This is a genomic window from Paenibacillus sp. PastF-3 (assembly GCF_029893135.1).
Taxonomy (GTDB): Bacteria; Bacillota; Bacilli; order Paenibacillales; family Paenibacillaceae; genus Paenibacillus_AQ; species Paenibacillus_AQ nitricinens.
This window is the reverse complement of the sequence record NZ_JARXWM010000017.1, coordinates 1-15,211: the sequence shown is the minus strand read 5'-3', so window position 1 is coordinate 15,211 and position 15,211 is coordinate 1. Positions and strand designations below refer to the sequence as shown.

The following is a 15,211-nucleotide window of genomic DNA, read 5'->3' as shown; positions in this document are numbered from 1 at the left end:
AGAGACCCTAAAAAGCTATTGGCTTCAAGGGTCTCTTGTGGTGTCGGTTTATACAGTGACGGATTTGCTGTCAGCAGTGATGCTGCTTAGGCCGTTCACGGTATATTCTTTGTCATAGATAGTAATAGAAGCTGGGATATCCGTTTCATTCGTAACCGTAACTTGTGCATCCGACACGCTTACTTTTAGTCGGGAGCCACGGAACATGATTTTGAATGAGTATGCACTCCAGTGACCTGGGTTCGATGGGTTCAGAGTCAGTCGGCCATCATGCACACGTAATCCGCCGAAGCCATGTACGATTGACATCCAAGTACCGGCCATACTAGTGCTGTGTAAGCCGTCTTCGGTATCATTGTTATAGTTATCAAGATCCAGTCTTGAAGTACGCAAGTACATTTCATAAGCCTTATCCTTATATCCTAGTTCGCTGGCTAGAATAGAGTGGATACAAGGGGATAGGGAGGACTCATGAACAGTAATCGGCTCGTAAAAGTCGAAATTCCGTTTTTTGGTATCCAGATCGTAACGGTCCCCTAGGAAATACAATCCCTGCAGAACGTCCGCTTGTTTAATGAAGCAAGAACGAAGGATACGATCCCAAGACCATTTTTGGTTTAGTGGCAGGTTCTCAGCTGCCAGATCCTTAACTTGAATAATCTCTTTGTCTAGGAAGCCATCTTGCTGCAAGAAGATACCCAGTTCTTCATCCGCAGGATAATACATCTTAGCGATGATATCATTCCATTTAGCGGTTTCGCTCTCTTGGAGCCCTAATTTATCAACTAGTTCTGCATAGCGCGTGGATTCATTCTTTTTCAGATAATCCAGTGCTTCTAAGGTATATTCCATAGTCCAGGAAGCCATCCGGTTGGTGTACCAGTTATTATTTACGTTATTTTCATATTCATTAGGGCCTGTTACGCCAAGCATCACGTATTTGTCTTTACGATTTGCATAGTGAACTCGTTCTTCCCAGAAGCGGGAGATTTCCACAAGGACTTCAAGACCATATTGACCCAGATAAGCTTTGTCTCCAGTGTAGTTCACATAGTTGTAAATCGCATAAGCAATGGCTCCATTACGGTGAATTTCTTCAAAAGTAATTTCCCACTCGTTGTGGCACTCTTCACCGTTCATTGTAACCATTGGGTACAACGCACCTTTTGCAAAACCAAGCTTACGAGCATTTTCTTTAGCCTTCTCCAAGTGCTTGTAACGGTAGATTAACAGGTTGCGGGCAATAGAGGAGTCCGCTGTACTGAGATAGAAGGGAACGCAATACGCCTCTGTATCCCAGTAAGTGCTGCCGCCGTATTTTTCACCTGTAAAGCCTTTAGGTCCAATGTTCAGACGGTCATCTTCACCATTGTAGGTTTGGTTTAGCTGGAAAATATTGAAACGAATCGCTTGCTGAGCCGAAACGTCACCTTCAATAATGATGTCGCTTTCTTTCCATTTCTCTCTCCAAGCTTCTATTTGTTCGTTCAGAAGGGTTATAAAACCAGCTTCCTTAGCAGCTTGTAAAGCCGTTTGAGCGGCATCGACCAGTTGTCCAAGACCATGATTACGCGAGGTTACGTTAGCAACATATTTATAAATGACGATGTGATCGCCAGTTTGTACGGAGACATTGATTTTGCTAGCTACATATTTCTCTTGTTCAATCGCTTCAGCCTCAGTGTTGACCTTCTCACCATTGACTTGGATATCAAAAGCCATTGCAGAGGTTACATGAAAATCGAGCTTTTTAGTCTTAAGAGTAAGATGCCCGCCTTCAGTGCCTGCTTGTTTCTCAACTTCATTCCAGAATTTCTCGTCATAGTTGGAATCTTTGTTCTTTACATCGCCGTCGAGATAAGGAGTAATTGTAATCTTGCCTGAGAAATTAACAGGAGTGATGGAGTAACGAATAGCCCCAATTTCTTGACGAGTCATGCTGACAAAACGGATACTCTCAACTTTTACTTCCTTACCATCTTCAAGCGTGGCAGTAAAGCAGCGGGAAAGCGTACCTTCCTTCATGTTAAGAACACGACGGAAATCGGAAACCGTACATTTTGCCAAGTCTAAAGGAGTGCCCTCAATGTCGATGTTAATACCGATCCAGTTCGTGCTGTTCAGTACTTTAGCGAAATATTCGGGATAGCCGTTCTTCCACCAGCCGACCCGTGTTTTGTCAGGATAGTATACGCCAGCCATGTAGCTGCCTTGCAGGCTGCTTCCACTATATTGCTCTTCAAAATTAGCTCGACCACCCATAAATCCGTTGCCAAGGCTAAATACACTTTCAGAGATTTCTTGTGTCTGTGGATCAAAGGATTCTTCAATAATGGACCATTCATCAATTGTTAAATATTGTTTCACGATAACCGGCTCCTTTAAATATGTTGTGGGGATATATAATGAACAAATCATTCTTCCATTAAAATTCCGGTGGTATAAGTGCGACTGCGAGGAATCTTTGGACTTTCGATCGCTGTTATAATCAGATTTCTATATTTTAGCCGCGTTTTGCGGATGAAATCTGATTATAAAGGCGAACGCTACGCTTCTACAGTTCCAAAATTCCTCTCCGTCCCCTCATCACCAGAAATCTAATGATTAATACTTAGTTCATTTGATTGTAGGTTAGATGTAGCAGGGCGAATCACATTAACACTTTCAGTTGATTAATGTTCGTTAGACTTTAAGCAAAAGATTTTTTGAGTTGTGACACACTCATATGAGCGAGCGATGGAACGACGATGTTCGCCGCATTGAGCGTTTCCGGTGACCCAATACCAACGCTGAACATTCCAGCACGAGTTGCAGCTTCAATTCCTGCTTCTGCATCTTCGAAGACAACACAGTGTTTAGGATCAGCGCCAAGTGCTTTAGCACCTAAAAGAAAAACTTCCGGATCAGGTTTAGCAGCACTTGTGTGTGTGCCATCGATGATTGCATCAAAGTAAGGGGTCAATCCGGTATTATTTAATATCGTCATTGCATTCTTACTAGCAGAACCGAGGGCAACTTTGATGCCATTCTCACGGCACTCTTTCAGAAAATCAAGCGCACCTGGCAAAATCTCTGAGCTGTCCATCTTCGCAATATATTCGACATATCGATTATTCTTCTGTTCTGCAAGCTTAGCTTTCTCTTCTTCATCGATAGTTAGTCCGCCGATTTCCAGTAAAATGTTTAGCGAGGCCGTTCTGCTGACTCCTTTAAGGCGTTCGTTATCTTGTTCAGTGAAGAGAAACCCTAATCCATCTGCAAGCTCTTTCCATGCGATATAATGGTATTTGGCAGTGTCAACGATAACACCATCCAAATCGAACAAGCAGGCTTTAATTTCCGTCATTGTGGTACCTCCTAAAATTTGTGACAGTATCGTGATCCATTGGGGAATTGTATCTGAATTGCTTTTAATTTGTATAAGCTGTTCTTAAGAGTTATCTTAACCTCAGATTCGAATATTCACCCTGAAAAGAACTGGATCAAGAAGTTTTAGTAATTTAGCGCAAACGTTTGTACAGATTTTCAAAAAATAAATGAAGCGTTGATCGCTTCACTTATTCATTCGGTTTTGTTCTTAGCATGAGCGTACATGGATGACTCTCTCACAATCAGGCGATGTGGAATAACAAATCGGTTTGTATAACCAGCATCGTGGTTCGGACTCTTGATATTCTGGATAAGTACCTGAGATGCCGTGTAGCCAAGATGATAAATTCCAATATCAATACTACTGATCGGAGGGCTGGATAATTCAGATAATGGAATATTGTTAAAGCTTACAATAGCGAGATCGTCAGGCACTTTGTATTTCAGTTCATTCAATCCGCGTAAAATTCCGAACGATACCATATCATCCACTGCAACTAAAGCAGTAGGCCGATTAGGCAAATTCATGAAAAAAGACATCGCTCTATATCCGCTATCCTGTAGAAATTCACCTTCTACAATCCATTCATCACGCATTTCAAGACCGCTATTCAGCAATGCTTTACGGTATCCTGCGAGACGATCGCGAGAAACAATTAGATTCGGTGGTCCGCTTACGAAGCCAATACGTTCATGACCCATTGCAATGAGGTGGTTTGTAGCATCATATGCTGCCATCACATTATCGTTATCGACAGATAAAATATTCTCATACCGATCACTTCGGCCTACCAGTACGAATGGATAATCGTTACTCTCTAGAAAATCAATAACAGCATCATCTGTACGAGAGTAAAGCAGTATAACACCATCAACTCGACGACCCTTTAGAAGTCTTGAAACGGCTTCCAATTCTTCCTTCTCGTTTGCTCCAGAACTAATTAACACGTCGTAGCCGGAACGGCTAGCTTGTGTAACGATCCCCCGGATTAATTCCATAAAAAATAGATTTGAGAACAGCTCTTCAGCTGGTTTAGGAAGACTGAAGCATATACTGTTTGTAGTTTTCGACACTAGACTCTTAGCCATCATGTTAGGTGTATAGCCCATATCTTCCATAATAGCTTTGACCTTGCGGGAAGTTTCCAGGCTGATTCTGGGGTGATTGGACAATACCCGGGATACCGTGGAGGGAGATACTCCCGCTTTCTTGGCCACATCCTTAATGGTAACTGTCATAGAAACCTCCTTATGGAACCGTTTGCTTTACACAGTAATATTAATCTAAGAGTTCTAAATTGTAAATAGATAAAGTCATTTGGAAGGGCAATATTGCTACTTTTGGAAAGAGTATTAGAAATTCATGTGTAAAATTGTTTGTTTTCACCAAGAAAGTATGAATGATTTAGCAAGATTGATCTTAATATGTATAAAAGATATCCAATTTCTTTGAGAGGAGTATTTCGTAAATGCAAACGTGTGGCTTAAATTTTTTGGAACCATTCGATTCGAGGAATGCAATTAGAGAGATATTCAAAAAAACGGATAAATCCTAAATGGGATTATCAGGTTTACTTTTCTTTATTTTTACTTTTATGATAATTCGAGTTCGTTCAACACATAAAAATACTGGTTGACAATACCATAAATACAGCATTAGTATGTAAATCAAAATATAGCAAGCGTTTACATTGGCTGAAATTGGGTTTAGAATTCGTTGTACTAAAGAATGAGTTTTATTTACTTAGTTTTGTGCACGAGCTTTTGCAAACGTTTGCACTAGATTGTTTTCTGTTGATCTTTTACTTTGAAAAGGAGGGTGATGCTGTTAATCCGGTTTGACGATCCGCACACATAGACTTTCTCCAACTACAGAAGGAAGACATATGATTTCATAACCTCAGAATAATTGGCGGGGTTCGAGAAATTATGTATCCGCTTGCACAAAAGCAATTCATAATTATGGGAGGTTTTACAAAAATGAAAATAAATTTATGGGGTAAGAGGACGTTCGCGATCTTCATGATCGTTGCTCTTGTGTTCTCCAGTCTTGGCTTACACCCTGTTAAGGTTTCTGCAGAAACGACAAAGGTAGTTTTGGTCGGTGATTTGCAATCACAGTTTATTTCTACTGGGGCGGAAAATCCCGGCAAGGATTGGGATGAGAGATCAGTAGTCACCCAAATGACTTACTCAGACAATGGTCTGTATTCTTTTACTGGGACTCTACCAGCGGGGGAATATAATTACAAGGTTGCTCTGAATGATAGTTGGGATGAGAACTATGGCTTTGCAAAGTATACAAACCCTCAAGGGAAAAATGATGGAGAGAATATCCACATAAAGTTTGAAGAAGAAACGACTGTAACTTTTTATTACAATGACATCACTCATAAGATAGCTGATTCTACGTACTACACGCCAATTGCTGCGGATAAGCTGCCAAGATTAACAGGAAACCTGCCAGCAGAGGCGTTGTCCACGTTATCAGATCCGGATTTTGATGGTGTCTACAGTACAGTTGTTACTGTGCCGCAGGGAGATTACACATATAAGGTTTCTGTTCCAGGAGCCACAGAAGCAGAGGATATGTCTTATCCAGAAAGCGATCTAGCGTTGAGCCTACCGTTAGATATTAAGGTAACCTTCAAGTACAATACTGCAGATCACAGTGTGACCGCAGAATATAAAATCCCTACTGAACCTGTAGAGGTTACACCTGTTCCAGCAGGGCATATTCGTGTCCACTATCAATCTAGTGATTACACCGATAAGGGATTGTGGTTATGGGGTGATGTTGTAAGCCCTTCTGATGGTTGGGCAATGGGTGCAACTCCCTTTCCTGAAGGACAATTGGATTCCTATGGAGCATATGTAGATGTGCCGATAAAGGACGGGGCCAAGACAATTTCATTCATCGCATTAAAGCGTGCTAGTGGTGACAAAGATGGAGGAGATAAGAACTTCGCGATTAATACTCCACAAACCAATGAAGTGTGGATCAAAGAAGGCTCTGATGTAGTTACGCCTTATGAACCGGTTAAGCTTCCGGCAAATACCGTTCGGATCCACTATATGAGATCAGATTCCAATCAAAGTCAGTATGGATTATGGTTGTGGGATGATGTGGCAGTTTCACTTAAGGATTGGCCTAAAGATGCAGTTCCATTCCAAGCAGATCAAGTAGGACGCTTTGGAGCCTATATTGATATTCCATTGAAAGAAGCTGCAAAAAAAATAGGCTTTCTCGTAGTGAACCCGTTAAATGGTGATAATAAAGACGGCGGTGACAAAGGATTTACTCTACTGGATCGTTACAACCAGCTGTGGATAAAAGAAGGAGACAACAATGTATATGTTTCACCGTTTGGTGAAACGCCTATCGGTTTAGTTTCCGCAGAGGTGTTGTCAACTAGCAAAATCCTTCTTGGATTTACGCTAACTGACGGCTTGGATGCAGCAGCATTGAAGAATGAGATTACCGTTAAAGATAAAGACGGTGTTGCTATTCCTGTATCGGCTGTAACCATTACTAGCAAAACTTCAATTGAAGTTGATACAAAAGCTTTTGATCTGGATAAAGTTCCACTTAGCGTTACTTATTCAGGTAAAACGGTCTCTGCGGCTAGTGGTTGGAGAATGCTTGATGAAATGTACAATTATACAGGAGATGATCTAGGGGCAACGTACAACGCTGACAAAACAGCCACGTTAAAATTGTGGGCACCTAAAGCTAGTTCGGTTGTCGTCAATGTATACGATAAGAACGACTCCAATGTACTAGTGGGTAGTGTGGACTTAACGAGTGGAGAGCAAGGGGTTTGGTCGGTCAAGTTAAAACCAAATGACCTGACAGGCACTACCACAAATGATGTAAGAGGATTCTTTTATCAATACGAAGTAACAAATGACGGTGTAACTAATAAGGTTCTAGATCCTTATGCTAAATCAATGGCGGTATTTACTGTGGATACTACAGGTGCTGCTGGTGTCGGCGGTGATACTGTCGGTAAAGCGGCTATCGTTGATTTAAGCCAAACGAACCCGGATTCCTTTGGTTATGCTGACATTACAGGTTATGAAAAGCGAGAGGACGCTATCATTTATGAAGTCCATGTCAGAGACTTTACATCCGATGTATCCATTCAAGATAGCCTGAGCGGCGAAAGATGGGGCTCTTATAGCGCTTTTGAAAAGAAGCTCGATTATATTAAATCTCTTGGTGTGACTCATATTCAATTACTTCCTGTAATGGCTTGGTATTACGGGGATGAAACAAAGATGGGGACTAGAGAGACAGATTATTCCGCCAAAAACAATGAATATAACTGGGGTTATGATCCTCACAGCTACTTCTCTCCAGACGGTGCTTATTCTCAGAAACCTGCCGATCCTGAAGAGCGAATTAAAGAGTTAAAGGGTTTAATTGACGCCGTACATGAAGCTGGAATGGGTGTCGTTCTGGATGTAGTGTACACACATATGGCTAAAAAAGAATTCTTAAACGACATCGTACCTAATTACTATGCGTTCCAAGATGCAACGGGCAACTTTATCGGAGGTTTCGGAAACAATCTGGCCACCAACCACAAAATGGCTGAGAAACTAATGGTAGATTCCGTGAAATACTGGTTTGAAGAGTACAAGATTGATGGGATGCGCTGGGATATGATGGGCGATGCGACAGCAGAGTCTGTGCAGCATGCTTATGATGCCGCGGCAGCAATTAATCCGAAGGCTCTTTTTATTGGTGAAGGTTGGAGAACATTTGGCGGTGCTGCAGCTGATCCTTCCCTTGCTGGGAAAGGTGCAGATCAGGACTGGATGGATAAAACGGATAGCGTCGGTGTTTTCTCTGATGAGTTCCGTAATGAATTGAAATCTGGTTATGGCTCTGAAGGTCAGCCTAGATTTATTACGGGCGGTGCGCGTCCAATCACGACAATCTTTAACAATATTAAAGCACAACCATCAAATACGCCCGCTGATGATCCAGGGGATATCGTTCCGTACATCGAAGCACATGATAACTTGACGCTGCATGATGTGATTGCACAAACGATCAAGAAGGATCCTACAATTGCAGAGAATGAGCTTGAAATCCAGAAGCGGATTAGACTTGGCAACATGCTTGTTCTAACCTCTCAGGGAACAGCTTTCATTCATGCGGGCCAGGAATATGGACGTACTAAGCAGTGGAAGGATACTACGGTTCCTCAGGATAAATACACTGAAATGTTTGATAGCGAAGGAAAATCCTTCGGTTATTTCATTCATGATTCGTATGATTCTTCGGATGCGGTCAACATGTTTGACTGGACGAAAGCAACGGATGAATCACAATTCCCTGTCCAGAACACGACAAGAAAATATTCTTCGGGTCTAATGGAACTGAGAAAGTCCACGGACGCATTCCGATTGGGAGACAAGGATCTGGTTAATTCCAATGTTAACCTAATTCCTGCTCCAGAAATGAAGACAGATGATCTTGTTATTGGTTATTCAAACAAAGCTACTGATGGCACAGGTATCTATTATGTCTTCATGAATGGCGATAGCACAGCTAGAACACTGACCCTTTCAGACGATTTGACGAGTGGTCAGGTGCTTGTCGACAATGATGAAGCTGGTGTCACTGCAATTCCGGTTGGTCAATGGAGTGGCTTCTCCTTAACCGCAAATTCAATTACACTAGACCCTTTAACTGCTGTAATTATCAAAATGGAAGCTGAAGCCGCTTCGCTTACTTCTTTGGAAACCGATAATGCGAGCTATACGCTGGCAGCAGGCAACACGCATCAAACTTCTGTTTTTGCAAAATATGATGACAACAGTAGAAGAAATGTTACGCCATTGGCTACGTACACTTCCAATAAACCTGAAGTGGCTACAGTAACCAATAAAGGTCAAGTGAAGGCGATTGGCAATGGAACAGCTGTAATTACCATCACTTATGGCGGTATTTCTACATCTGTTACCGTTAAGGTTACGGATAAGAGATATGTTCTGTTCACCTATACTCGTAGTGATAAGGATTATAAGGATTGGAACATCTGGGTTTGGAATACGGGAGTTAAAAATGACCAGATTGATTTTACTACCTTTAAGGATGGTAAAGCGAGTGTCCTAATTGAGGTTGCTGAGAATGCGACAAAAGTAGGGTTCGTCATTCGTAAAGGTACCGATTGGTCGATTAAGGATCCTTACGGGGATGATCGTGAAATTCCATTGACGCCGGGTGAAGGGTTCACTAAAGTGAACGTAACTAGCGGGGTTAAAGAGTTTGATATTAAGCCAAGTATTAACGGTCCAATTCTAAAAGATGGAACGCTTACGTTTAGATACCGCGATGATGCCTTATTCCGTAATGATAATATGGCTGCGATTACAACTGCTAAAGTAAAAGTAAATGGCATTTCGTATCCGATGACTTACGATTCCGCTAATGAGTGGTTCACTTATACGTTGACTGATTTAGTAGAAGGTACGTATAAGTATACGTTCTTGATCACGAAGAATGGGGTCACTACTGAATTGACGGATCCTAAGAATACGGTGAATGATGAATCTGTTGTTGTGTATCACATGCCTGACGTTACGATTACGACATCAGTAAGTCCAGAAGCAGTTACATCAAATCAGAATGCGGTTGTAACGATCAATGCATCTTCTTCAGACGATGTAACGTATTCGGAAGGATATATGGATTTAACTAACCTTGGAGGACCAAGCAAGGTCAAGTTAGATACAGAATTGATGAAACAGACGGTTGCTGTAAAGGACACGGTGTCTGCGGGAATCAAGAATATTCCGATCACGCTCGTGGACCAGTATGGCAATGCGCATAAGCAAAATGCAACAATCGAGGTTAAAGCTAGAACCTATACAGGTGATAAGCTTGATTTTGATTGGGATGAGGCTCGTATTTACTTCGCGCTTACTGACCGATTTAAGGATGGAGATCCAACGAATAACGAGAATGTAGATAAAGATCATCTAGAAGCTTATCATGGTGGGGATTTCCGAGGCATGATCGAGAATTTAGATTACTTACAAGAACTCGGTATTAACACACTTTGGATCACACCAATCGTAGATAATATTGATTTTAACAAAGGCGTTGGCTTCGGAGGTAAACAGTACGGATACCATGGCTACTGGGCAAAAGACTTTACGAAGCTCGATGAGCATCTTGGCGACATGGCGACCTTCAAGGAATTGATCGAGAAGGCACATGACAAAGGCATCAAGATCATGGTCGACGTTGTACTCAATCATACGGGCTACGGTCTAAAGGCTGAGGATGATTATCCGACGATTACAGCGGAGGATAAAGCGCGTTTTGAAGGAATGCTTCGTACGGATGGTGTATCCGCAGATACAGATCCAATCAAAGGCGAGCTTGCAGGCCTGCCGGATTTCAAAACGGAAGATCCAGCCGTACGCAAACAAATTATCGATTGGCAAACAGGCTGGTTAGATAACGCTCGTACGGAACGTGGGGATACGATTGACTACTTCCGCGTGGATACTGTCAAACATGTGGAAGATACGACTTGGAAAGCATTTAAAAATGCATTGACTGCCATCGATCCAAATTTCAAAATGACGGGTGAATATTTCGGCGGAACCATTGATAGTAATGGTGGAATGCTCGAAACAGGTCAAATGGACGGTCTGCTTGATTTTGGATTTAAGACAGCAGCGAAGGATTTTACCGATGGCAAAATAAACAGTGTGGATTCCTATCTACAGGTACGTGAGACGAAGCTAGACAATACAAAGGTGATGGCTCAATTCCTAAGTAGTCATGATGAGGATGGCTTCTTGTCCAATTATGTAGATGGAGACAAAGGCAAGCTGAAAATCGCAGCCGCTCTGCAAATCACAGCTAAGGGGCAGCCGGTCATTTACTACGGAGAAGAACTAGGGAAATCGGGAAAAAATGCAGGAGACATGTCTAAAGGTGAGTTCAGTGAGAACCGTAAAGATATGCCGTGGGATCAGTTGACTGCAGAAAAGCCACTCCATGATCATTATCAGAAGCTGTTGAATATCCGTGCAAAATACTCCAAAGTGTATTCTAAGGGGACTCGCACGAAGCTGGCAGGTTCAGATGATTTAGGTTATCTAGCTTTCAATAAATCTTATGAAGATGAGAACGTTGTAACGGTTATCAACACTAAGACTACCGAGGAATCCGCAAAGATTCCAGTACCGTTTGCCGCCAATTCAACTGTGAAAGACGAGTACAGCGGTAAGACCTACACGGTTACCGAAGATCAAAAAGTAACCATTGATCTACCAGGCAGAGATGATGGGGGAACGGTTATTCTAGCTGCGGTATCTAATGTAACACCGACACCAACTCCAGAAGTAACGCCGACACCAACGGTGACGCCAGAAGTAACGCCTACACCAACGGTGACACCAGAAGCAACGCCGACACCAACGGTGACACCAGAAGCAACGCCGACACCAACGGTGAAGCCAGAAGCAACGCCGACACCAACGGTGAAGCCAGAAGCAACGCCGACACCAACGGTGAAGCCAGAAGCAACGCCGACACCAACGGTGACACCAGAAGCAACGCCGACTCCGTCGCCAGAACCAACTTATGGACCCGTTGTTGTTAGCCCAACAACTCCTGCTGACACTCAAGTGGTCAGTGAGGACAGTTTGAAGAATGGTAAAGATGGAAAGGCGCAAATCGATGTTGCTGCTGGTAAGACAGCAGTGTTGTTACCGTTGCAAGTTGCACAAACATTGGGATCTAATGATCTAGTATTTAAAGTGGGCGATCTGTTAATTACGATCCCTAATAAACTGTTAAGTTCAATTCCAAGTTTAGCTTCAGGAACTGATGCGGAAGGTTCGCGAATCTTGCTGGATTTGAGTCCTCTGGTTGAGAATGCTGCGAAAGCTTTAGTCGATGGTTTGAACAAAGAGGGGGCAACCGTGACATCGCTTTCCGATGTGTTTGAATTGAGACTTAGCATTCTGAAGAAAGATGGTACCCGAATTGTTGTTAAGAAGTTCGAAGAGCCGATTACGATTTCGTTTAAAATTAAAGGTCAATTCAATAATGATTTATTGGGCATCTACTATTTAGGCGATAATGGCGAGTTTGAGTATGTAGGAGGACAGTTGAATGGAGACGTGATATCTGCACAAGTCACGCACTTTAGCAAATATGGTGTACTAGAGATTGTGAAGTCGTTTAAGGATGTTCCAAATACCTATTGGGCATTTAATGTAATTCAGTCTCTTGCGGCCAAACAAATTGTTTCAGGGGTTACAACAACCGAGTTTAATCCGAAAAGCAATGTTAGCCGTGCGGAATTTACCGCATTACTAGTCCGTGCACTAGGATTAAATGCTGAAGGCCAGGTTCAATTTACTGATATCAGGTCAGATGCATGGTATTCATCATACGTAGCAACAGCTTCTAAGCTGGGTATTGTGAGTGGTCGCAGCAAGGATACCTTTGCTCCGAATGCTTCCATTACCCGTGAGGAAATGGCTGTCATGGTGATTCGTGCGCTTGAAGTGAAGTCTGGTAAGAAGATCGAACCTGTAGCGGGTTCTAAGGTGTTTGCAGATGCTTCTAGCATTGGCAAGTGGGCAGACAGCTATGTAAAGGCTGCAGCAGAGCTGGGATTGCTTCAGGGCAGAGAGAACAATCAATTTGCTCCAAAAGGGTGGATGACCCGCGCCGAAAGCGCACAGATTATTTATACGCTACTGAGCAAGTGAACTGGACTTCGGTGTGCTGATTGTTAGTGCACCGAAGTATTAGTAGTTGGCTATTAATGTGTAAGTCATGCCTAGTAATCTCTAATAGAAAACAGGGTATCCCACAGCTATCTTAGCTAGTGAGATACCCTGTTTTGTTATGTTTTATACGGTCAAAGATATTTAAATCTAGTTGATTGCTTTAAGTATAGCGAAGCCATAAGCAGGCATCTTCACGTTCAGCTTGCCACGCTCAGCACGGATTGTATCGGCCGTGAATAAGTTCTCCCAATTTTGCTCGTCTACGTCAACACGGAACGTTTGAGCGGTCTCTTCGCTATTGATCAGTACAACTATAGTCTCAAGATCCAATCGGCGCTCATAGGCTATCTTACTGCCTTGTCGACCTGCCTCCAAGAAAGTAAATGTCCCCGTACGAAGTGCAGGTTGCTCATTGCGTATTTGAATGAGCTGACGGTAGAATTCGAACAGATCACGATCCTGCTTCTCAGGGTTCCACTCCATGCATTTACGACAACCTGGGTCACCCTCACCATCCATTCCGAACTCGTCGCCATAATAGATACAAGGAGTACCCATAAAGGTGAACTGGAATAGTGCAGCTAATCGCATTTTATTTTTGTCGCCCGCAGCCAGCGTAAGTAAGCGTGGCGTGTCATGACTATCTAACAGATTGAAGGCAACTTCACTTGCCTGCAGTGGGTAACGCGATAACTGTCTGCCGATAGAGTTGGCAAATCCCTCTGCATCAAGGTTACCGTGAACAAAAAAGTCTAAGACGGCATCAGTGAAGGGATAGTTCATGACAGCATCGAATTTATCACCCTCCAGCCACGGAGCAGATTCATGCCAGATTTCTCCAAGGATGTAGGCCTCAGGATTAGCGCGCTTTACCACCTTGCGGAATTCACGCCAGAAATCATGGTCTACTTCATTGGCTACATCAAGGCGCCAACCATCGATTCCAACTTCTGTAATCCAGAATTCAGCGACCTTCAGTAAGTACTCTTTAACTTCAGGATGTTCAGTATTAAGCTTTGGCATATGTGGTTCAAAGGCAAAAGTATCATAAGTAGGAATGCCGTTTACAACCTTAAGCGGAAACTCACGAATATGGAACCAGTCTTTGTAAATGGAGTCTTCTCCCTTTTCCTGAACATCTAAAAATGGAGCGAAGGTTCCACCGGAGTGGTTGAATACAGCGTCTAGCAGCACACGAATTCCACGTTTATGGCAGAGGTCGACGAGTTTTTTTAACGTTGCAATATCCCCGAAATGCGGATCAACTTTCATGTAATCTTCTGTATCGTATTTATGATTAGTAGTTGCAGTGAAGAGTGGTGTGAAATAAATAGCATTGATGCCAAGCTCGTTAAGATGATCCAGATGATCAATAACCCCTTGCAGGTCGCCGCCAAAAAAATTGGTTGGTGTTGGCTCTGCTCCCCATGGCTGAACATCTTTTGGATCAAGGCTAGGGTCACCATTTGCAAATCGTTCAGGGAAGATCTGATAGAAAACAGCGTCCTTTACCCAGGCAGGTGGAGTGAACACATCAACGGGGTTAATAAATGGGAACTCGAAAAGCTTGTTTGGATTTTCTGGGCGATTCGTTTGAAAATCATTTTCGGTCATCCAAACTTTCTCGTTATCCTTTTGCAGTAAGAATCCGTATTTCAATCGGCGATAGATGGGAACTGAAGCACATTCCCAATAATCGAACATAGCATCAGAAGTGAAGAGGGTCATGGGAATTAGCTCTTTCGTGGTATCCCAAGTGTACTTATCCCCTGCAAAAGCAAATACTTCTGTTAAATCCCCTTTTTTAGCGCGGAGACGCAAGTGAATCGTACTCTCATTATAGGCATAAGACCAATTTAACCGCGGGCGATGGTACACAGCTTCCAGTAACATGAATAAGTCCTCCTAAAGTTTTGTAAGCGATACTTCCCTGACCAGCTTCGGCAAAACTACTTCGAAAGCATACGCTTAGTTTTGTAAGCGATACTTCCCTGACCAGCTTCGGCAAAACTACTTCGAAAGCATACGCTTAGTTTTGTAAGCGATACTTCCCTGACCAGCTTCG

At 42.8% G+C, this 15,211-nt stretch carries 5 protein-coding genes; 1 reads left to right on the top strand and 4 read right to left on the bottom strand.

All coding sequences use genetic code 11. The annotated features are described in order from the left end of the window. Positions 1 to 48: 48 nt before the first annotated feature. The 3 genes from M2444_RS25925 to M2444_RS25915 form a co-directional block, all read right to left on the bottom strand. Positions 49 to 2,367: a glycoside hydrolase family 65 protein gene (locus M2444_RS25925; protein WP_094878403.1), complete on the bottom strand. Its 2,319-nt coding sequence runs from the start codon at positions 2,365 to 2,367 to the stop codon at positions 49 to 51. Positions 2,368 to 2,689: 322 nt separating this feature from the next. After that, entirely contained in the window at positions 2,690 to 3,346 is a 657-nt protein-coding gene (gene pgmB / locus M2444_RS25920; RefSeq protein WP_094878404.1) for a beta-phosphoglucomutase, read from the bottom strand. Positions 3,347 to 3,561: 215 nt separating this feature from the next. Continuing rightward, on the bottom strand, positions 3,562 to 4,608 hold the full coding sequence (locus M2444_RS25915) for a LacI family DNA-binding transcriptional regulator (RefSeq protein WP_094873917.1): 1,047 nt from the start codon (positions 4,606 to 4,608) through the stop codon (positions 3,562 to 3,564). Between the two features lie 741 nt (positions 4,609 to 5,349). Between M2444_RS25915 and M2444_RS25910 the strand changes: the two genes are divergently transcribed. Next, positions 5,350 to 13,125: a pullulanase gene (locus tag M2444_RS25910; RefSeq protein ID WP_280788374.1), complete on the top strand. Its 7,776-nt coding sequence runs from the start codon at positions 5,350 to 5,352 to the stop codon at positions 13,123 to 13,125. Positions 13,126 to 13,293: 168 nt separating this feature from the next. On the opposite strand, the gene M2444_RS25905 is transcribed toward M2444_RS25910, so the two are convergent. Next, positions 13,294 to 15,039, bottom strand: coding sequence for an alpha-glycosidase (locus tag M2444_RS25905; protein WP_280788373.1), 1,746 nt, complete (start codon positions 15,037 to 15,039; stop codon positions 13,294 to 13,296). Between the last annotated feature and the right edge of the window lie 172 nt (positions 15,040 to 15,211).

Excerpts from the sequence above, each read along its gene's own strand:
- M2444_RS25905 (WP_280788373.1), bottom strand. The coding sequence starts at position 15,039 with ATGTTACTGGAAGCTGTGTACCATCGCCCGCGGTTAAATTGGTCTTAT.
- M2444_RS25915 (WP_094873917.1), bottom strand. The coding sequence starts at position 4,608 with ATGACAGTTACCATTAAGGATGTGGCCAAGAAAGCGGGAGTATCTCCC.
- M2444_RS25910 (WP_280788374.1), top strand. The coding sequence starts at position 5,350 with ATGAAAATAAATTTATGGGGTAAGAGGACGTTCGCGATCTTCATGATC.
- pgmB (WP_094878404.1), bottom strand. The coding sequence starts at position 3,346 with ATGACGGAAATTAAAGCCTGCTTGTTCGATTTGGATGGTGTTATCGTT.